Source organism: Streptomyces sp. DSM 42067, from assembly GCF_055792885.1.
The window spans coordinates 1,150,835-1,169,662 of the sequence record NZ_CM147706.1 but is presented as its reverse complement, the minus strand read 5'-3'; the positions used below and the strand labels follow the sequence as shown (position 1 = coordinate 1,169,662).

19 protein-coding genes and 2 pseudogenes are annotated in these 18,828 nt (G+C 68.9%); 11 read left to right on the top strand and 10 right to left on the bottom strand.

From position 1 onward, the window contains the following. Positions 1-366 precede the first annotated feature (366 nt). The 4 genes from ACSMXV_RS05610 to ACSMXV_RS05595 form a co-directional block, all read right to left on the bottom strand. Positions 367-723 carry a PRC-barrel domain-containing protein gene (locus tag ACSMXV_RS05610; RefSeq protein ID WP_181658005.1) on the bottom strand — a complete coding sequence of 119 codons (357 nt, stop codon included), beginning with the start codon at positions 721-723 and terminating at the stop codon, positions 367-369. 195 nt (positions 724-918) lie between these two features. Beyond that, positions 919-1,191 (bottom strand): hypothetical protein, encoded by a 273-nt coding sequence (locus ACSMXV_RS05605; protein WP_473176593.1) that lies wholly within the window; start codon positions 1,189-1,191, stop codon positions 919-921. Positions 1,192-1,278: 87 nt separating this feature from the next. Then, positions 1,279-1,539: a hypothetical protein gene (locus tag ACSMXV_RS05600; RefSeq protein ID WP_181865739.1), complete on the bottom strand. Its 261-nt coding sequence runs from the start codon at positions 1,537-1,539 to the stop codon at positions 1,279-1,281. Positions 1,540-1,856: 317 nt separating this feature from the next. Next, positions 1,857-2,417: a DUF5994 family protein gene (locus ACSMXV_RS05595; RefSeq protein ID WP_473176592.1), complete on the bottom strand. Its 561-nt coding sequence runs from the start codon at positions 2,415-2,417 to the stop codon at positions 1,857-1,859. Between the two features lie 385 nt (positions 2,418-2,802). Between ACSMXV_RS05595 and ACSMXV_RS05590 the strand changes: the two are divergent. From ACSMXV_RS05590 to ACSMXV_RS05580, 3 genes and pseudogenes are all read left to right on the top strand, one after another. Continuing rightward, positions 2,803-2,918, top strand: a pseudogene (locus ACSMXV_RS05590) (pirin family protein); the annotation flags it as partial. Between the two features lie 92 nt (positions 2,919-3,010). Further along, on the top strand, positions 3,011-3,280 hold the full coding sequence (locus ACSMXV_RS05585) for a transposase (protein WP_473176591.1): 270 nt from the start codon (positions 3,011-3,013) through the stop codon (positions 3,278-3,280). Between the two features lie 326 nt (positions 3,281-3,606). Beyond that, positions 3,607-3,885, top strand: coding sequence for a hypothetical protein (locus ACSMXV_RS05580; RefSeq protein WP_473176590.1), 279 nt, complete (start codon positions 3,607-3,609; stop codon positions 3,883-3,885). 98 nt (positions 3,886-3,983) lie between these two features. On the opposite strand, the gene ACSMXV_RS05575 is transcribed toward ACSMXV_RS05580, so the two are convergent. Beyond that, complete coding sequence (locus ACSMXV_RS05575; RefSeq protein ID WP_473176589.1) at positions 3,984-4,469, bottom strand: hypothetical protein; 486 nt, start codon at positions 4,467-4,469, stop codon at positions 3,984-3,986. Positions 4,470-4,603: 134 nt separating this feature from the next. Here ACSMXV_RS05575 and ACSMXV_RS05570 point away from each other — a divergent pair. After that, positions 4,604-5,557 (top strand): annotated as a pseudogene (locus tag ACSMXV_RS05570) (RNA polymerase subunit sigma-70); the annotation flags it as partial. A 56-nt stretch (positions 5,558-5,613) separates the two neighbouring features. After that, positions 5,614-6,171, top strand: coding sequence for a dihydrofolate reductase family protein (locus ACSMXV_RS05565; protein ID WP_473176588.1), 558 nt, complete (start codon positions 5,614-5,616; stop codon positions 6,169-6,171). Between the two features lie 312 nt (positions 6,172-6,483). Here the strand turns inward: ACSMXV_RS05565 and ACSMXV_RS05560 are convergent, their stop codons facing one another. The 3 genes from ACSMXV_RS05560 to ACSMXV_RS05550 are packed head-to-tail and all read right to left on the bottom strand — an operon-like array spanning position 6,484 to position 9,142. Beyond that, positions 6,484-6,771 carry an aldo/keto reductase gene (locus ACSMXV_RS05560; RefSeq protein WP_473176587.1) on the bottom strand — a complete coding sequence of 96 codons (288 nt, stop codon included), beginning with the start codon at positions 6,769-6,771 and terminating at the stop codon, positions 6,484-6,486. 59 nt (positions 6,772-6,830) lie between these two features. Continuing rightward, entirely contained in the window at positions 6,831-7,589 is a 759-nt protein-coding gene (locus tag ACSMXV_RS05555; protein WP_473176586.1) for an IclR family transcriptional regulator, read from the bottom strand. Continuing rightward, positions 7,586-9,142, bottom strand: a complete 1,557-nt coding sequence (locus ACSMXV_RS05550; protein WP_473176585.1) for an APC family permease — start codon at positions 9,140-9,142, stop codon at positions 7,586-7,588. The genes ACSMXV_RS05555 and ACSMXV_RS05550 overlap by 4 nt, the downstream gene beginning before the upstream one ends. Positions 9,143-9,400: 258 nt before the next feature. On the opposite strand from ACSMXV_RS05550, the gene ACSMXV_RS05545 reads away from it, so the two are divergent. The 6 genes from ACSMXV_RS05545 to argG all read left to right on the top strand — a co-directional run bounded on the left by ACSMXV_RS05545 (position 9,401) and on the right by argG (position 16,743). Beyond that, a complete protein-coding gene (locus ACSMXV_RS05545) occupies positions 9,401-10,852 on the top strand; it encodes an APC family permease (RefSeq protein WP_473176584.1) in 1,452 nt (483 codons plus the stop codon). A 66-nt stretch (positions 10,853-10,918) separates the two neighbouring features. Continuing rightward, a complete protein-coding gene (locus tag ACSMXV_RS05540; RefSeq protein WP_473176583.1) occupies positions 10,919-12,910 on the top strand; it encodes a primary-amine oxidase in 1,992 nt (663 codons plus the stop codon). Continuing rightward, positions 12,901-13,530: a hypothetical protein gene (locus ACSMXV_RS05535; RefSeq protein WP_473176582.1), complete on the top strand. Its 630-nt coding sequence runs from the start codon at positions 12,901-12,903 to the stop codon at positions 13,528-13,530. The genes ACSMXV_RS05540 and ACSMXV_RS05535 overlap by 10 nt, the downstream gene beginning before the upstream one ends. 176 nt (positions 13,531-13,706) lie before the next feature. Continuing rightward, positions 13,707-14,519: an amidohydrolase family protein gene (locus ACSMXV_RS05530; RefSeq protein WP_473176581.1), complete on the top strand. Its 813-nt coding sequence runs from the start codon at positions 13,707-13,709 to the stop codon at positions 14,517-14,519. Positions 14,520-14,827: 308 nt separating this feature from the next. Continuing rightward, positions 14,828-15,031 (top strand): cold-shock protein, encoded by a 204-nt coding sequence (locus ACSMXV_RS05525; RefSeq protein WP_181658015.1) that lies wholly within the window; start codon positions 14,828-14,830, stop codon positions 15,029-15,031. Positions 15,032-15,288: 257 nt separating this feature from the next. Beyond that, a complete protein-coding gene (gene argG, locus ACSMXV_RS05520) occupies positions 15,289-16,743 on the top strand; it encodes an argininosuccinate synthase (protein WP_473176580.1) in 1,455 nt (484 codons plus the stop codon). A 114-nt stretch (positions 16,744-16,857) separates the two neighbouring features. Here argG and ACSMXV_RS05515 read toward each other — a convergent pair whose 3' ends face one another. Further along, positions 16,858-17,727 carry a sugar phosphate isomerase/epimerase family protein gene (locus ACSMXV_RS05515; protein ID WP_473176579.1) on the bottom strand — a complete coding sequence of 290 codons (870 nt, stop codon included), beginning with the start codon at positions 17,725-17,727 and terminating at the stop codon, positions 16,858-16,860. Next, positions 17,724-18,740 carry a Gfo/Idh/MocA family protein gene (locus ACSMXV_RS05510; protein ID WP_473176578.1) on the bottom strand — a complete coding sequence of 339 codons (1,017 nt, stop codon included), beginning with the start codon at positions 18,738-18,740 and terminating at the stop codon, positions 17,724-17,726. The genes ACSMXV_RS05515 and ACSMXV_RS05510 overlap by 4 nt, the downstream gene beginning before the upstream one ends. Positions 18,741-18,828 lie beyond the last annotated feature (88 nt).

The following is an 18,828-nucleotide window of genomic DNA, read 5'->3' as shown; positions in this document are numbered from 1 at the left end:
CGGGTGGCCAACCCGAGTTGGAGGCGTGGAGCAGACGGGCGGTGCGCTGAGCCTGCACGGCAGGGCCAACGACGCTTACGGCGACGGCGCTTGCGTCCAGTGCCGGTCGTGGCCACCGTCGACCGCGTCCGAGGACGCCCGCGGGCGAGGCGCGGTTGTTTCATCGGAGGGGGTGCCGACGCGAGCGCCGGGTCGATCGCACGGCGATGAAGGCCACGTCGGCCACGACGAGCACGATGCCGATGATCAAGAGATAGAAAAGGCCCTCCGCCAGTGCGCCGATGATTCCCAGGACGACGGCCACGAGCAGCAGGAACAGGAAGATCGCCATGCGAAGAACACCCCTCTGGCGCGAGGCTCGGGTGGTCAACGGCGGGCGAGTTTTCGTTCGCCGCCTGCGCCCGGCTGGTAGGCCATGTCGTAGTGCTTGAAGATCGCTTCTTCCTGCTCGGCGGGCAGGATGTCGTCCGTGCCGATTGACGGGACTTTCTTCACCAGTCCCTTGGAGTACGCGACCTTGACGTAGTCCGGTCCCAGAATCGCCTCGTCGAGGGGGACGAAGATCAGACGCTGGCGGGTTGGCAGGCCGGTGCGGACGGTGGCCATGGCCGGTTCGTCGGTGGTCGTGTCCACGTAGATCGCTTCCAGCGCGCCGATCTTGTGTCCCTTACGGTCGACGACGTCGTGGTTGCGCCACTCGCGGATGTCGGCTGAATGGATCATGCCTTGCTCCCTGTGGGCGCGGCGATGGTGGCACAACGGCCCCGGCGTATACACACCGGGGCCGCCCTTCCGGGTCGTTGCACGTGAGAGTGCGGCGACCCACTTCTCATGGTATGCCTAAGGCGCTTTTCTGGCATTAGTGATGTTTTTATGCCATACGGCCCATCGGGGCCCGCCAACGACCCCGATGTCGCGTCAGGCTCGATCCTCCTCTTCGGCCTCCATGAGCCGGATTCCCTGGTGCGTCAGCGTGACCATCGCGGGTGTGTTTCCTCGTGACCAGTCGACTGTGATGAGCCCCTCGCCCATCAGATATGCGCAAGCGGCGGCCAGATCCTGCTCCGGGACCTGGAGGTCGTCGCGTAGCTTCGCTCCGGTGACGCCAAGGAGACGATTGCCTTCCGTGGCCTCGTACAGAGCCTTCATGATCGCCTCGCGGAAGTGCTTCCGTTCGTGCAGTGTTGCCATGATTGCCGCCCACTCGTGCCGGGCATCGACTCGGAGCCCATGGGGACCGGGGTGGCGACGCCCGCCGCCCCGTCGAGGGGTATCGCTTCAGACTTCGTCCATCTGCGTGCGATCCTCGCCGGAGGATTGACTGGTGACGAGCCAGGACTGAGCCGGCCCTGCAACACGCGTGGTGTCCACGGTGAGGTGGAGGCGGGTTCCGCCTTCACCGGTTGCGGGGTAGCTGCGCTGTTCGGTGGAGGCGAAGCAACGACGGAGAGCCTCTGCGACCTGGCGGGCGGCCTCGGGTGACGCGGCGACGATGCGCACGTCCGCGCGCCAAGCCGGGGGCAGTTCCGTCGGCTTCATGGTGACCTCGCTCATCCGGGACGTCGTGTTCGGTGGGTGTGACACCGTCGCGCCACACCCACCGCCCCAGCCAGGGCAAGTCGGCGTCACCTGCGGCCCCCGGTCGCCGTTCTCGCGGTGGGTGGTGACGACGGGCGATCCGGCAGGCCCTGCCGGCCGTCGGCTCTTCCGGCTCTGTCGGCCGATTCCCGGTATGGCTCGCTGTAGTGGAATGCTGCGATCCGTTCGTCGTGCCGGCCATTGAGCAGATGGATCAGCAGCATTCCTATGAGGATCATCGAGTGATCGCGGCCAGGGTGATGACGGTCTCCACGTCCTCACATCCCTCGGGCGGTGTTCAGGAGTCCAACAGGGTTCCCGGCCGCCGAGGCGGCGCCGCCGTCGGTCTCCCACTCCTCTTCCCTGCTCAGCGCATCCCTCGCGTCACGGGTTGTGTCCTCGCTCGCCATCAGACTGCTGGCGGTGAGAAGGGCCCCAGGGGTGGCTGCGGCCGACATCAGCCGCGCGGCGGCAGCCGCTCCCGTCTCCGGCGGGACCACCAGGAGGTCCCAGCGGCCCGAGTTGTAGGAGAGGAGGATCAACTTGTTCGGGTCCTGCTCGTCGGCGAACCAGCCCACGTGCACCGTGTGACCGGTCACTGGCACCTTGCGTGGGATCACAGGCCAGTGTGCCGGGTTGACTGTGACGCGAGTGATCCGGCCCCAGCGCGCGTCCAATACGTCCGTGAGGGCACGGAGTTCATGGGAGAGATCGCGTGAGCGAGGCCACCAGGCACCGTCGAGGAGACCTGGAACCGACCCCGCCGGGGTGAGGGACAGGCGGACCGGCTGCGACGGCAGGCACTCATTGATGATCGTACGTTCGATGGTCGCGGTCATGACGCGGACCCGTCCCCAGGCTCGTCTTCGACGTCCCGGTGTCTGTTCGCCGAGAACGACACCAGTATTGGAGCCGGTGCGCGAAGTACTCCCGGTGCCACTCACTCTACTCCGGTCGACGGTCCACGGATGTGCGCATGACCAGGCATTTTCCTGGGGACCCACGGGTTCCCGTTCCCGGGCTGAGCCCCCACGGCAGCTCCTGCAGTGGTGGACATCGCGGTCAGGGTATGGAACGTGAACGACGAGGGGGACGACTGGAGCGCACAGCTTGGCCGGACGGTGCGCCGCCGCCGATCGACGCGGGGGCCGGCGCGCTGGCGCAGCCACCAGACCTGTTCGGCATACCGGAGAGCTTCACCACCGGCACCGTGGCAGCACCAGCGAACAGGCCCGCTCGGACTGGATGACGGGCAGCCGCTTCGGCGAGGTGAAGGGGTACGACGGCGGCGGCTGCCTGCTCCCGAACTGCCGCCTGTGGCGCTGAAACCACGGGGGAAGGGTGCGCTGAACTGCGGTGATGGGCCCGGGGCGCATCGCCGTCAATTCCCCTTGCCCGGCCGTCCGCCCGAGCCCCGGCGCTTCATCGGCCCGTGTGGGATGCCGATCATGGTGGGGTAATATGCCGCCACGAACTCACCGATCACGAGTGGAAGTTACTCGCTCCGCTGATACCGCGGGCCTTGACGGGACGGCCGCGCAACGAGGACCGGCAGGTCATCAACGGCATGGTCCGCAAGATCCGTACCGGGATCTCCTGGCGTGACCTCCCGGAATCCTACGGGCCGTGGAAGACGGTGTACAGCCGCTTCCGCCGCTGCGCGCTCGACGGGGTCTTCGCCCGTGCACTGCAGCAGGCCTGAGGAGCGCCCAAAGGACATGGACGCGGTAGACGGTCGGCCATGATCAAGACGCAGACGGTTGCCGAGGAGCCAGCGTGAGACACAACGTCGGAATGGCCGTGCCCCTGGCGGCTCTGGCGCTGCTGACCGCGTGCGGGGGTTCCGCGGGAGGCACCCATCCCTGCACCCTGACGTACGCGCCCGCCGGGATCCAGGTCGAGGTCCACCCGGACCTGGCGAAGAGGGTGGCCGACGCGACCCTTACGGCCTGCTGGGACGGCACATGCCGGAAGCGCCCACTGCGGGGGACCTGGTCGGAAGAACCGGCGACCCCAGGGAACCCCGTGATGACCACGGAATCCGCTACCGCCACAGAAACCCCGGCAGCGCGAACCCGCCCAACCCCCGCGCCCTATCTCTGGCCTGGCTTCGCGGTCGTGCGTGACCTCCCAAGAAAGCCGGTACACGTCACGCTGGTATTCAAGAACCAGCGGGGCGCCACCGTGCTCGACCGACAGATAACCATCACCCCGCAGCCCACCTATCCCAACGGCCGCAACTGCTCGCCAGGCGGCCACCAGGCGCGCCTGAAGGTCACGGCAGAGGGCTCGCTGATCCCACGCTGACCGTGCGCTCCACAACGGATGTGGGCTGGAGGAGGAGATCAAGTTCGGCTCGGCCGTATCCAGCCCGCTTGAGGAGCTTGTCTCTCGTCACCTGACCTTCAACCTGGCCGGAGCTGTCCCCGCTCCAGGTCGGCCGTGAGCGTGGCCCGGAAGAGTGTCGGGGCGCAGCCCTCCCCGTTGGGCTGGAACCTGCGCAACTCGACATCCGTGCGCTCGTCGAAAAGGATGCGCTTGCCGTCGTCTCGCGAGGTGACCGTGAACCGCACGGGCACTGTCACCTCGCCGATGTCCTCGTCGAGCACCACGTCCGTAAGAGGTGCCGGATCGTCACTGTTCGCCACGGTCCTGCTCTCGCAGTCCTCCTGTACGCAGAGCCGAGCGACGAGCGAGCCCGAGCCCGAGTCCGTGTCCGAACCCCCTGTCAACGAGTCGGAGAAGTCAGCCGGCTCCCAGCCCACGGCGACCCCTGACTCTCCGCCGATCTCGGTGCACGCCCGCCCTCCGCCGATGCCTGCGCAGCCGATGGCCAGCAGACCGGGAAGGGCCAGAAGCAACAGCCGTCGTCTCTTCGCGTTGCGCTTCATGTTTCCCCCAGAACGTCGCACGTACGACGAGTCGCCAGTGAAAATGTTCCCGCCTTAGGGAACATCGGTACAGCCCATCGTCCGACCTGGATCGCCCTGGGTAACGTCACCAGGGGCCGTCCGCAGCCGTCGCACGTCATGATGGTTCGGTGGACTTCGAACCGTACCGGGGTGAACTGGTGGCGTACTGCTACCGGATCATGGGCTCGTTTCATGAGGCCGAGGACCTGGTGCAGGAGACGATGCTGCGCGCGTGGAAGGCCCGCGACCGGTACGACCGCACGCGCGCGTCCGTACGGACTTGGCTCTACCGGATCGCGACCAACGCATGTCTGACTGCGTTGGAGGGGCGTGCCCGGCGTCCGTTGCCGTCAGGGCTGGGCGCGCCGAGCGACGATCCCGGGACGCCGCTCACACCGGCGTTCGACATCCCCTGGCTGCAGCCGTTTCCCGATGCGCGGTTCGACACGGGGGTGCGGGCGGATATGCGGCTCGCGCTGGTGGCGGCCATGCAGGTCCTGCCGGCACGTCAGCGGGCCGTGCTCGTGCTCCGTGAGGTACTGGAGTTCAGTGCCGCCGAGGTGGCCGCACAACTCGGGACCACTGTCCCGGCCGTCAACAGCGCACTGCAGCGGGCCCGCGCCGCCCTCGCGGACTTGGGCGATGCGGGCGAGGTCGCCGAGCCGGACGATCCCGGGACACGCGCGGTGATCCAACGCTACGTGCGGGCCTTCGAGGCGGCAGACGTTCCAGCGCTCGTGCGGCTGCTCACCGACGAGGCGGTCCTGGAGATGCCGCCGGTGCCGCTGTGGTACCGGGGCAGCGGCGACTACGGCCGGTTCATGGACCGCGTTTTCGAGATGCGCGGGACGGGCTGGCGTCTCAGGCAGCTCACCGCCAACGGGCAGCCCGCGCTCGCCGCATACGCGCCGGAGCCCGGCGGCGGACATCGGCTGCACACGCTCCAGGTCCTCACAGTCACCGGCGGCCGGGTCGCCAGCAACGTCGTGTTCGCCGATCCACGCGCGTTCGAGGCATTCGACCTGCCCCAGCAGATTTCTCTCCACGAGTATCGCCGGCCGCGATGAGTCGGCTCGATGCCGCCGGTATGTACCGGTGAGCATCGGCTGAAGGGACACCCATCGTGAGCGTCATCGTCATCGAGTTCATCACCCTGGACGGGATCGTGTCCGATCCGGACGGATCCGGCGGCACCCCGACCGGCGGCTGGGCGTTCCGGCACGGCCCCGAGACCGTCGCCGGGGACAAGTTCCTGCTCGGGAGCGTGCTGGACGAGGGGGTCATGCTGCTGGGGCGCAAGACCTGGCAGCTCTTCTCGCGGCTGTGGCCGCGACGCGACGACCCGTTCTCCGCGCGGATGAACGCCGTGCCGAAACTGGTCGCCTCCCATACGCTGACCGATGTCTCGGCATGGGTGAACTCGCGGGTCATCGACGGCGACCTCGTCGACGCCGTCAAGCACGAGCAGCGCGACGTGATCACCACCGGCAGCCTGAGCGTCGTGCACACGCTGATGGCGGAGGACCTGATCGACGAGTACCGGCTGCTGACTTTCCCCACCATCCTCGGCACCGGCGAGCGGCTCTTTCCCGCCGGCGGGCCGCCCGCGTACCTGGAGTGCCGGTCGGCCGAGCGGGCCGGCGCCGCCGTCCTCGCCCGGTACGGGAGGACAGCACGATGACGGTTCGCTTCCTCGCCCTCTGCACGTGGCCTTCCTGCAGCAGCCGGGGGTCCGTAGGCGTAGCGCACCTCAAGCGCGGGGCAGTCCTCGAAGGCCTCCTCGTCGATCCGCAGTCCTCGACTGCCTGGCGTTGCTAGGAGTTCGTGGGCCCACTTGGTAGTCATGCTGTTGGCGGCAACATCATTGAGACCGGCGCCGACTCATACCGCCTCGCCCTTCAGGTGGACGCCCGTTGTGAGGTGCTGCCGGGGCCCTCCGGACAAGGGCCCGGCGGTGTTCGTGCGAGGCGTGGGCGGTTCCCGCCCGAGGGGGTCAGATCCAGGTGGGTTCGTAACCTTCGGCGTAGCGGGCGCCGAAGCCGCCGTGGGGCAGGATCTCGTCGATGGCGGCCAGGTCGGCCCCGGTCAGGGTGACATCGGCGGCGCCGGCGTTCTCCTCGATGCGCTTCGGGCTGCGGGTGCCGGGGATGGGCACGGCGTGCTCGCCGCGGGTGAGCAGCCAGGCCAGGGCCAGCTGGGAGACGGTGATGCCCTTGGACGCGGCCAGGTCGCTGAGCCGGTTGACGGCCTCGACGTTCTTCTCGAAGTTGCCGGGCTGCATGGCGGCGGAAAGATCTTCCGGCAGGTGGGCTGGTACGGGGAGGCGAGGTACTCGCCGGCTCAGACCACCAATGGCGCCAGCTGCCGTGCGCATTCCCGCAGTTGGCCGATCAGGGCACTCTGCTCCCCGGGGCGGGCGACGGTGCCGATCCGATCGGGCGTGCCGCAGACCGCGAGCCCGGCTGCCAGGCGGCCCGTGGTCTCGCTGTGGACGGGTACGGCCAGGCAGGCCTGGAGTGGATCGAGCTCACACTGTTGCATGGCGACGCCGTCGGTACGGACGCGGACGAGTTCGGCAGCGAGGGCTTCGTGCGTGGTGATGGTGTGCCTTGTCAACGCGGCTAGGTGGGAGGGCATGGTGTGTGCGTCTGCGAGGAGGAGTTTGCCCAGAGCCGAGGCGTGTGGGTGGCGGGTCAGGAAGGCGGCGTCCGTGGGCGGGTGATCCGGATCCGGATCGGTGAAGTCGATGCGGCCGTCGGCGTATCCGGCCAGATGCACCCCGAACCGTAGCTGGTCACGCAGCCGCGAGACCGCGGAATGCGCGGCAGCCGGCACGGCGGGGACCGGGCGGGGCCCGGTCAGCTCGGCGACCCTGCGCCCTAGGGCGAAGCCGCGGAGATCGGGCATCCGCACCAGGTATTCCTCCTCGACCAGCAGATTGAGGAGCCGGTACGTTGTCGCGGGCGCCAACCCCAGGGCTGCGGAGATCCCTTTGGCGGTGACGCCCGGCCCGGCTGCCGCCACATGCCGCAGCACGGCCAGTGCGCTGCGTATGGCGCGTGGCTGGCGCCCGCTCAGGGCGACCGTGTCACCGCTCACCGTGCCTGCCGGGCTGGTGGTCCGGTCTGCTGGTGCGCGGTATCGACCGGCAGGTGCAGGAGGGTGGCACTCGCACTGTGCAGGACGTCGGCCGCGCTCGTCTCGTCGTACACCCCGATCCTCCCGATACGCTCCGGGTCGCGTCGCCGGGCGATCACGAACCAGACCGTTCCCGCCCCCATCAGCAGCGTGAAGAGGCCGGGCACAAGCGCATTGCCGTCGGACAGGTTGAGCCGGGCGTGAGCAGCGAGGACGAGCAGCAGGAAAGGGACGCACACCGCTGCCGTGGCCACGGCCCCGCGGGTCAGCTCGCCGATGCGGTGCAGAAAGACGGGTGCCGCCAGGCACACCAGGGCGTATGCGGTGAGGAACCCGTAGGTGCACAGGCTCAGCAACAGGGTGAAGACCGTGCGCAGTTCGAGGCCCGCGGCGAGCAGACCGAGCGGGGCCAGTACCAGGAAGGGCAGCACCAGGCGGACCGCGATGTATGGCGTGCCGTGGTTGGGGTGCGTGCTGCCCAGTCGGCGGGGTGTCATGCGTTCGCGGCCCATGGAGAACAGCAGACGCACCAGAGCAGTACCGGAGGCGACTGCGCAGGCGAAGAAGGAGATGGCGATACCGAGGTCGAGCAGGACGGGCAGCCGTACGGCGGGATGGCGACCTGGGTCGTCGAGCGGGGACGGGACGCCGTCACCGCCCGTTGGCAGCACCTGGGTATAGGTCGCCAGCAGATACAGGGCGGCGGAGCATACGACGGTCCAGCGCACGGCCCGTCCCACTACGAGGAACGGGCGGCGTGCCTCCGCCCCCAGCACGGTGGCACTTTCGAACCCGATGAACGCTCCGAACGCGGGCAGCGCCCCCGCGGCGACCGACGCGAGCGCCTCGGGATTCGCCTCGGGCGGCGCCAGTTGTCGCATGTCGGGATGGGGCCCCTGGCGTACGAGGAGCACGGCGAAGAACGCCAGGGCCAGCACGATGGACGCGACCTCCAGGCAGAGAGCGAGGCCGGCGGACAGCCGCACGCCCCGCACGAGGAAGTAGGCGGTGAGGGCGCCCGCAGCCGACAGCGTCAGCACGACCGGCAGTCCGGGTAGTCCGGGCAGTCCGGGAAGCTCAGCCGTCAGACCCAGCCGGGCGCAGAGCAGCCCTGCATACAGTCCGGCGCCGGTCAGTGCCCCCATCGCCAGCACGCCGTAGCCGATCAGCAGGGCGCATCCGCAGGCGAAGGCCGCGGCCGGACCCAGCCCCTTTGCGGTGAAGCTGTACAGGGCGCCGGGCGCGGCCATCCGGATCGAGAAGGTGCGTACGCAGGCGGAGACCAGCAGTGCGAGCAGTGCGGCGAGCGCCACTGACCACAGTGCCGACGTGCCCGCTTGTACGGTGACCAGGGCGGGGGTGGTGGCCATCGCGGCTGCAGGGGCAACGGCCGAGACGGACTGGGCCAGCACAGGCAGCGGGCCGAGTGAGCGCCTGTCGAGGCCCGCGACGGGAGAGCGGCCGCGCAGCGCCTGGGCTGAAGAGGCTTGTGCCGACGTGCTGGTGGCGCTCATCGCAGTCCTCCTGAGTCTTGTCCGACCCTGATCGCTCGGACAAGACCTGGTGCCGGTGGTGCCGTGCGGCACGGTAGGGGCGGCACGTTTCCGCCAGATGATCACCAGGTCACACGGGAGTGTTCGCAAACGGGAAAGCCCGCAGCCGACGTTCCCGTTCGGCGTGCCGCTGACAGTGACTCCGGTGTGACGGACCGGCAACTCCAGGCGTTGAGACTGCCGCGCAGGCCAACTTCCACCGATCATCTGGAGGCCACCGTGAGCAGTACGGCGAGTTCACCGCCAGAATCCGCTACCGAGCCCGGCGAGGGTGCCGCAACGCGCCCGGGTCTGCGCGGCTCCCTCGGCACCGCTTCGATCGTCCTGATGGTCCTGGCGGCCGCCGCCCCGCTGACCGTCGTGGGCGGAGCCGTCCCCCTGGGCATCGCCTTGGGCAACGGCCCTGCGTATCCGGCCGCTTTCGCCGTCTGCTGCGTGGTGCTGCTGCTCTTCGCAGTCGGCTTCTGCGCGATGGCGCGACACGTGGGTCAAGCCGGAGCGTTCTACGCATACGTCGACAAGGGTCTCGGCCCACGCGCCGGACTCGGCTCCGCGTTCCTCGCGCTGGTCACCTACACCGCGATTCAGGTATCGGTGTACGGGTACATCGGTGTCGCCCTCGACGGCCTCGTCCAGTCCTACGGCGGGCCGCACATCCCGTGGTGGGCGTGGACCGGTGCCATGATCGCCCTGGTCGGCGTGCTCGGCTACCGGCACGTCGACCTCAGCGGCAAGGTGCTCGGTGCACTGCTGATCGGCGAGGTCGGCATCGTCCTCGCGCTGGACGCGGCCGTGGTCGGCACCGGCGGCGACCACGGTCTGTCCACCGCGCTGGTCACTCCCTCGCAGCTCACCTCCGGATCGCCGGGCCTCGCGGTCACCTTCGCCATCGCCGCGTTCATCGGTTTCGAGGCCACGGCCGTCTTCCGCAGTGAGGCCCGCGACCCCGACCGGACCATTCCCCGGGCCACGTATCTGGCCCTCGCTCTCGTGGGCGGTTTCTACACGCTCTCCAGTTGGGCCCTGGTGTCCGCCTGGGGCGATGAACAGGCGGTGGCTGCTGCCGGACGCGACCCCGAGGGCATGCTCATGGCGACCGTGAGCCGCTACCTCGGGCCGTTCGCCGAACACCTCGCCCAGGCACTGTTCGTGACGAGCCTCTTCGCCTGTGTGCTCTCCTTCCACCACGTCATCGCCCGCTATCTGCACTCGCTCGCCCAGCGCGAGGCCCTGCCGGCACAGCTCGGCCGAGCCCACCCGCGCCACCACTCGCCGTACGCGGCGTCCGTGGTGCAGACGGCGAGCGCCGCCGCACTGATCGCCGTGTTCACGCTCGCCGGGATGGATCCCATCACCCAGATCTTCACGTGGATGGCGGGCGTGGCCACCGCGGGCGTCGATGTCCTGATGCTGCTCACGTGTGTCGCGGTGCTGGTGTTCTTCCGCCGCACGGGCAGCGACACCCGGGCGTGGCACACCCGGTGGGCGCCTGCCCTCGGCGGCGTCGGGCTGGCCGTACTGCTGACCCTCACCGTCCTCAACTTCCCGCTGTTGATCGGCGGTTCCACCGTCCTGGCCGCAGTGCTGCTCGGTGTGCCGGCCGCGTCCTTCCTCGTCGGTGTCGTACGAGAACGCCGACGCCGTGGCGATGCGGTTGCCATGGCTGCCTGAAAGCGCCGCCCTCCCCGTTCCTCCGTCCCTGACCACCTGCACCACCCGAGATCCAGGAGTACACACATGACCGTGACCGACGGTGCCGTCCCCGAGGCTGCTGCAGCGGGCCTCACCGTGCCCCCGCCCGCGCACCCTCTCGCCATGCTCACCGCCGACGAGATCCGCGCCGCCCGCGCCGTCCTGGACGCGGCCGGGCACCTCGGCGATGACGTGCGTTTCGTCTCCATGGTCCCTGAGGAGCCGGCCAAGGCCGAGCTGCTCGCCTTCTCCCCTGGCGGCCTTGTGGACCGGCGGCTGCGGGTTCTGCTTCTTGACCGGGCGAACGGCGCCTCGTACGACACGATCGTCTCCGTCACGCGCGGCGCCGTGGACCACTTCGAAAAGATCGACACCGCGGTGTCCGGGCAACTTCCGATCCTGGACGAGGAGTTCGAGACCGTTCAGGAGATCCTCGACGCCAACGACACCTGGCGCAGGTCGCTGGCCCGCCGGGGGCTGGACGTCTCGACCGTACGGGCGGTCCCGCTCTCCGCCGGCCACTACGGCTATGAGGGCGAGGCCGGCCGCCGTATCGTCCGGAGCTTCGGATTCCATCAGGATCACGAGCAGGACCACCCCTGGGCCCACCCGGTCGACGGCCTGGTGGCGTACGTCGACCTGACGGCACGTACCGTCGTGCAGGTCATCGACGACGAGCTGGTCCCTGTGCCCGAGGAGCCTGGCAACTTCCAGGACCCCGCGTACACCGGACCGGCCCGCACCACCCTCAAGCCCATCGAGATCACACAGCCCGAGGGCGTCAGCTTCACCGTCGACGACGGGGTCGTCCGCTGGGAGAACTGGACCCTGAGGCTCGGCTTCAACGTCCGCGAGGGCCTGACGCTGCACCACATCAGCTTCCACGACCGCGAGATGGGCCGCGAACGGTCCGTCGTGCACCGCGCCTCGATCGCGGAAATGGTGGTCCCCTACGCCGATCCGTCCCCGGTGCGGTTCTGGCAGAACTACTTCGACCAGGGCGAGTACCTCTTCGGCCGCTATACCAATTCCCTGGAGCTCGGCTGCGACTGCCTCGGAGAGATCCACTACACGGACGTCGTCGTCGCCGACGAGAACGGCGAGCCGCGGACCATCCGGAACGCGATCTGCATGCACGAGGAGGACTACGGCGTGCTGTGGAAGCACTCCGACCTCTTCGCGGGCTCGAACGAGACCCGCCGCCAGCGCCGCTTGGTGATTTCGTTCTTCACCACCGTCGGCAACTACGACTACGGCTTCTACTGGTACCTCTATCTGGACGGCACCATCGAGTGCGAGTCCAAGGCCACCGGCGTCGTCTTCACCTCCGGATATCCGGAGCAGGGACGGGAGTTCGCGACCGAGATCGCCCCCGGCCTGGGCGCACCCTTCCACCAGCACCTCTTCTCCGCCCGGCTGGACATGGCCGTCGACGGGCAGTTCAACGCCGTCGACGAGATCGATGCCGTACGCGTGCCCGTGAGCGACAAGAACCCGCACGGCAACGCCTTCGGACGGCAGGTCACCCGCCTGCGCAGCGAGCAGGAGGCGCAGCGGCAGGCCGACGGCAGCCGGGGCAGGGTCTGGCACGTGGTCAACCCGGAGGTGACGAACCGGCTCGGGCAACCCGTCGGTTACGCCCTCGTCCCCGAGGGACTGCCGACACTGCTCGCCGACGACTCGGCGTCCGTCACCTCCCGGGCGGCCTTCGCCACTCGCCACCTGTGGGTCACCCGCCACGCAGACGACGAGCGCTACCCGGCGGGCGACCTGGTCAACCAGCACCCGGGCGGCGCGGGACTGCCCGCCTGGACGGCCGCCGACCGGAGCGTCGACGGCGAGGACATCGTGCTGTGGCACACCTTCGGCCTCACCCACTTCCCGCGTCCCGAGGACTGGCCGGTCATGCCGGTCGACTACGCGGGCTTCGCCCTCAAGCCGGTCGGCTTCTTCGACCGCAACCCCACTCTCGACGTGCCGCGCAGCAGCAACAGCGGGCACTGCCACGGGGGCGGGCAGGAGTCGACGTGCCACTGACGCACGCCGCGCTGCACGGGGCGGCGATGCATGGGGCAGCGGGTCACAGTTCGACGGTCCACGGACCGGTCGTGGGGCACGGATCAGCGCTGCACACCGTGCTGATGGCGGTCATGGCCCTACTGGGTGCGGTCTGCGCCCTGGCCGCACTGTGGTCCGGGCGGTGCGGCAACACCGCCCGGTGCTGGCTGCCCCATCTTGCAATGGGGACGGTCATGGCCGCTGCCTGCCTGCCGAACGCCGGTGCCGTCGTGCCTTGGGCGGGCGCGGCGGCGCTGGCCGCGGTGGCGGTGTGGTCGGCCTGGCCGGCCACCCGCCCGGCCACCGTCAGCTGGTACACCTGCGCCGACCTGATGGCTTGCGCTGTGCTGCTCACCCTGACCGCCTGGGCAGCATCTGCGCCCGCCGGCCCCACAGGCCACGCCACCCTGCCCGGCGCCGCCGTGGCGGCCACCGTCGCTGTCACGCTGGCCTGGGCGGGCACACGCGCGGCGCTTTTCGCCGGCACCCTGCCGCCCCCGTCCCGTACGACAGACCGGGACCCCTGGAGGGCACGCCTCGTCCGGCTGGGCGGACCTGTCATGGTGCCGCTGATGAGCGTGATGGTGCTGACGGCCTGAACCGCCGGACGCCCAGGGTCGGAGCGCCCGTGTCGACTGTGCTTGGTGCTCAGAGCCGGCCTGTTTCCACGGTGGTGCCGTCGAGCATGGACCGCTACGCTGCCGGGGTAAGCGATCGCTTAGGCCTTCGTCGCTGAGCAAGAAGCCGGCGGCAGGAACAGAGAGGCAGAGGACACGTGCCGGTCGTAGACGCGTGGATGCAGCACCCCACGCTCCGTCACTCCAACCACGAGATCTTCGATTCGCTGCGCCGCTGGACCGGGCAGGGGCTTCTCGAGGAGGCGCTGCCGGTCAAGGCCACATTGGCCGCGATGGCCGTGGCCGATGTGGAGATCGGCCTCTCCGCGGCCTGGTACGGGCCACAGGGGCCGCTGATCACCAACGACGAGGTGGCGGAGTTCGTCGCCCAGTCCGACGGGCGGCTGCGCGGGGTTGCCGGCGTGGACCTCACCAGACCGGTCCAGGCCGTACGGGAACTGCGCCGTGCGGTGCAGGAACTCGGTTTCGTGGCCCTCAGGATCGTTCCGTGGCTGTGGCAGCTGCCGCCCACCGACCGGCTGTACTACCCGCTGTACGCCGCCTGCGTCGATCTCGGCATCCCCTTCTGCACGCAGGTCGGACACACCGGCCCTCTGCGCCCTTCCGAGACGGGCCGTCCCATTCCCTACATCGATCAGGTCGCGCTCGACTTCCCTGACCTGACGATCATCTGCGGGCACATCGGCTACCCGTGGACGACGGAAATGATCGCGGTGGCGGACAAGCACGCCAACGTATACATCGACACCAGTGCCTACGCCGCTCACCGTTACCCCCGCGAGCTCGTCGACTATCTGCGGGGCAGGGGAAGGCGCAAGGTACTGTTCGGCACCAACTACCCGATGATCACGCCCGCCCAGGCCTTGGAACACCTCGACGACCTGGGCCTGGACGACGAGACGCTCGAGCTGTTCCTGCACGGAAACGCGCGACGGATCTTCGACCTCTGACGGCCGCTGTAACAGCTGCACGCAAACAGAGCTGTGAGCACGCCGGGCCATTGCCGGTTCCCGCCGAGCAGCGATATGCGGATTCTTGTTTCCGAACCGCCACCGTGCGCTGCTGCCGCAGACCACATGGCTGAAGAGGCGCACGTCCGAATTGATGATGCCCCGTTGGCCAACCGGCTGCCCGGGCGACTCAGGCGGTGCGTTCACTGACAGAAGCCAAAGCGGGATGGCAAGGTTCGGAGTCGCGGCCGCTACAGGTCTGCTCGGCGAGGAGGCGCTGTGTCACGGCGCGAAAGGGGATCCGGACGATGGCAACTGGCACTGTGAAGTGGTTCAACGCCGATAAGGGCTTCGGCTTCATCCAGCAGGACGACGGCGGGCCTGACGTGTTCGTCCACTTCTCCGCCATCCAGACCACTGGTTTCAAGGAACTGCACGAGGGCGACAAAGTCGAGTACGAGGTCACCCAGGGGCCCAAAGGACCCCAGGCAGAACAGGTACACCGCATGTAGAGCACCTTTCGGTGCACCGTCCCACCAACTTCAAGATCGCCGCGGCGGCCGTGGCGGGCAGACATCCGCACGGCCGACGTGGGAAAGCGGCTCGGCAGGAGATGGGTCGAGCCGGGCGAGGGCGTGGGTGGCCGTACGGAGCCGGCCCGGGATCGCTGCGGCGTGAATGCCCCTGCACGTCACCTTGCCGACAACCAAGGGAGGCGTGACGTAGGACCGCCTTTGCATGATCATGCGAATCCATGCATAATCTTCCTATGTCCAAGGTCCTCACCTCCCTCCCCGCCGGCGAGCGCGTCGGCATCGCCTTCTCGGGCGGCCTCGACACCTCGGTCGCGGTCGCGTGGATGCGCGACAAGGGCGCCGTCCCGTGCACCTACACCGCCGACATCGGCCAGTACGATGAGCCCGACATCGCCTCGGTGCCCGGCCGTGCGAAGACCTACGGTGCCGAGATCGCGCGCCTGGTCGACTGCCGCGCGGCACTGGTCGAGGAGGGCCTGGCCGCGCTTACCTGCGGGGCCTTCCACATCCGCTCGGGCGGGCGTGCCTACTTCAACACCACGCCGCTCGGCCGCGCCGTGACGGGCACCCTCCTGGTCCGGGCGATGCTCGAGGACAACGTCCAGATCTGGGGCGACGGCTCGACCTTCAAGGGCAACGACATCGAGCGGTTCTACCGGTACGGCCTGCTCGCCAACCCGCACCTGCGGATCTACAAGCCCTGGCTGGACGCGGACTTCGTGACCGAGCTCGGCGGCCGCAAGGAGATGTCGGAGTGGCTTCTCGCCCACGGCCTGCCCTACCGCGACAGCACCGAGAAGGCGTACTCCACCGACGCCAACATCTGGGGCGCCACCCACGAGGCCAAGACTCTGGAGCACCTGGACACCGGCGTGGAGACCGTGGAGCCGATCATGGGCGTACGGTTCTGGGACCCCGAGGTCGAGATCGCCACCGAGGACGTGACGATCGGCTTCGACCAGGGCCGCCCGGTGACGATCAACGGCAAGGAGTTCGCCTCCCCCGTCGACCTGGTGATGGAGGCCAACGCCATCGGCGGCCGCCACGGCATAGGCATGTCGGACCAGATCGAGAACCGGATCATCGAGGCCAAGAGCCGCGGCATCTACGAGGCGCCCGGTATGGCCCTGCTGCACGCGGCGTACGAGCGCCTGGTCAACGCGATCCACAACGAGGACACCCTCGCCCAGTACCACACCGAGGGACGGCGCCTGGGCCGGCTGATGTACGAGGGCCGCTGGCTCGACCCGCAGGCGCTGATGATCCGGGAGTCGCTGCAGCGCTGGGTCGGCTCGGCCATCACCGGCGAGGTCACCCTGCGGCTGCGGCGCGGTGAGGACTACTCGATCCTCGACACCACAGGCCCGGCGTTCAGCTACCACCCGGACAAGCTGTCGATGGAGCGCACCGAGGACTCCGCGTTCGGTCCGGTGGACCGGATCGGCCAGCTCACCATGCGCAACCTCGACATCGCCGACTCGCGCGCCAAGCTGGAGCAGTACGCCGGGCTCGGCCTGATCGGCACCGGCAGCCCCGCCATCGGTGCCGCCCAGGCGGCCGCCACCGGCCTGATCGGCACCATGCCGGCCATGCCGGAGGGCGGAGCCGAGGCCATCGCCTCCCGCGGCGAGATCTCCGCCGACGACGAGATGCTGGACCGCGCCGCGATGGAGTCCGGCACGGACTGACCAGCCCAGTCGGGCGGAAGGGCCGGCCCTCAAGGGGACGCACCACCGGAAGGCCGGCTCGGCGCCAACGGCGTCGAGCCGGCCTTTTCCGTTACCTGGGACGGGTGGTCAGGATCATCGTGAGAGTTCCTTGGTGATGCGGTCCAGCATGAACGCGGAGGATTCCTTGGCCCGTTCCTCCCAGGCGAAGACGCAGGCCGTGGCGACACCGTCGAAGTTCAGCTCGCGCAGGGTGCCGAAGAAGGCGTCCCAGTCGACCTCACCCTGGCCGACGTCCAGGTGCTGATGGATACGGGCCGTGGTGCCGGGCGGGTTGAGGATGTAGCGAAGCCCGCTGGAGCCCTTGTGGTTGAAGGAATCGGCGATGTGCACGTGCCGGAGCTTGTCGCCCGCATAGCGCATCATCGACGCGATGTCCGCGCCGACCTGCGCCGCGCCCGAGAGGTGGAAGGTGTGCGGGGCGCAGTAGAGGTAGTTCACCCAGGGCTTGTTGATCGCGCGGACCAGATCGACCGCGGGCGTGTTCTCCTCGCAGAAGTCGTCCGGGTGCGCCTCCAGGTTCAGCGCGATGCCCTCCCGCTCGAACAGCGGCAGCAGCTCCTCCAGCGAACGCCAGAACGCGGCCTCGCTCTCGGCGGCGCGCTCCGGGCGGCCGTTGAACTCCGAGTTCATCAGCGGGCATTCGAGGTCCGCGGTGATCTCGATCATCCGCTTCCAGTAGCGGACGGCCGCCTGCCGCTCGGTCTCGTCCGGTGAGGACCACTTGTAGAGCGGGAGCACGGAGGACAGCTGGACACCGTGCGTGCGCAGGGACTCCTTCAGCGCGGCAATGCGTTCGTCGTCCGCCCGCGGGTGCAGGAAGAACGGCATGAAGTCCTCGCGCGGCGACAACTCGATGTACTCGTATCCGAGTTCGGCGACCGTGCGCACCATGTCGTCGATGGGCAGCGCGCGGAACATGTAGGGATCAAGAGCGATCTTCATACGGCACCTCCGTAGAAGGCGGGGCGGGGCTTCATGTCCGTACCGACGATGCGGCCCGAATCGAGGGCCTCGACGGTGGCGCTGGTGATGACGGTCGCGGCGTAGCCGTCCCACGAGGAGGGGCCAGTGGGCTCGTTGCCTGCCGCAAGGCTCGCGATCCACTCGCGGAACTCGGTGTCGAAGGCGTCCACGAAGCGGCCCACCCAGTCGGTGAGCACGGTCGCGCTGTGCTGTCCCGCCGTGCGCACGGCGACCGAGGACGGGTCGGGCAGCCGTACGAGACCCTCCTCGCCGACCGCCTCGCACTGGATGTCGTAGCCGTACTGGCAGTTGACGAAGACCTCGAGGTCGATCCGGACACCCTTCACGGTCTCGAAGAGCATGATCTGGGGGTCCTTCAGGTGCGCGAACCGCTTGCTCGTGGCGCGCGGCGTGACGACCTGGGCCGAGACGATCTCGTCGTCGAGCAGCCAGCGCAGTACGTCGACCTCGTGAACCGCCGTGTCGAGCGCGGCCATCTCGGAGGTGTACGACTCGGGCACGGTCGGATTGCGGTGGGCGCAGTGCACCACCAGCGGCTCGCCGATCCGGCCGGACGCGATGACCTCCTTCATCTGCCGGTAGCCCTGGTCGTAGCGGCGCATGAAGCCGACCTGCACGAGGCGGCGGCCGTGCGCCATCTCGGCCTCGACGATCCTGAGGCAGTCCTCGGCCGTGGTGGCCAGGGGCTTCTCGCAGAACACCGGCTTCCCCGCGGCTATCGCGTTCAGCACGTGCTCGGCATGCGTCGGCCCCCACGAGGTGACGAGCACGGCGTCGACCTCGTCCGCCGCGATCAGCTCGGCGCCGGTGCCGTACACCCGTGCGCCGACCCGGGCCGCCGCCTCCTCGGCGCGCGCGGCGTCGATGTCGGTGACCGCGGTGACCGCGGCGCCGGTGACGACGTCGGTGAGGCGCCGGATGTGTTCCTGGCCGATCCAGCCGGCGCCGATGACTCCCACGCGCACAGTCATGGGTATTCCTTTCTACGGCTCCCGGGCCCTGGCGTGGCACGGAAGCAGAGGGGGTGTTCGAAGACCTTGCAGACCTTGCCGAGAAGGG

Coding starts and splice junctions, on each gene's coding strand:
- argG (WP_473176580.1), top strand. CDS start 15,289: ATGTCCAAGGTCCTCACCTCCCTCCCCGCCGGCGAGCGCGTCGGCATC.
- ACSMXV_RS05550 (WP_473176585.1), bottom strand. CDS start 9,142: ATGAGCGCCACCAGCACGTCGGCACAAGCCTCTTCAGCCCAGGCGCTG.
- ACSMXV_RS05605 (WP_473176593.1), bottom strand. CDS start 1,191: ATGGCAACACTGCACGAACGGAAGCACTTCCGCGAGGCGATCATGAAG.
- ACSMXV_RS05510 (WP_473176578.1), bottom strand. CDS start 18,740: ATGACTGTGCGCGTGGGAGTCATCGGCGCCGGCTGGATCGGCCAGGAA.
- ACSMXV_RS05525 (WP_181658015.1), top strand. CDS start 14,828: ATGGCAACTGGCACTGTGAAGTGGTTCAACGCCGATAAGGGCTTCGGC.
- ACSMXV_RS05560 (WP_473176587.1), bottom strand. CDS start 6,771: ATGCAGCCCGGCAACTTCGAGAAGAACGTCGAGGCCGTCAACCGGCTC.
- ACSMXV_RS05540 (WP_473176583.1), top strand. CDS start 10,919: ATGACCGTGACCGACGGTGCCGTCCCCGAGGCTGCTGCAGCGGGCCTC.
- ACSMXV_RS05595 (WP_473176592.1), bottom strand. CDS start 2,417: ATGACCGCGACCATCGAACGTACGATCATCAATGAGTGCCTGCCGTCG.
- ACSMXV_RS05600 (WP_181865739.1), bottom strand. CDS start 1,539: ATGAAGCCGACGGAACTGCCCCCGGCTTGGCGCGCGGACGTGCGCATC.
- ACSMXV_RS05515 (WP_473176579.1), bottom strand. CDS start 17,727: ATGAAGATCGCTCTTGATCCCTACATGTTCCGCGCGCTGCCCATCGAC.
- ACSMXV_RS05575 (WP_473176589.1), bottom strand. CDS start 4,469: ATGAAGCGCAACGCGAAGAGACGACGGCTGTTGCTTCTGGCCCTTCCC.
- ACSMXV_RS05580 (WP_473176590.1), top strand. CDS start 3,607: ATGACCACGGAATCCGCTACCGCCACAGAAACCCCGGCAGCGCGAACC.
- ACSMXV_RS05610 (WP_181658005.1), bottom strand. CDS start 723: ATGATCCATTCAGCCGACATCCGCGAGTGGCGCAACCACGACGTCGTC.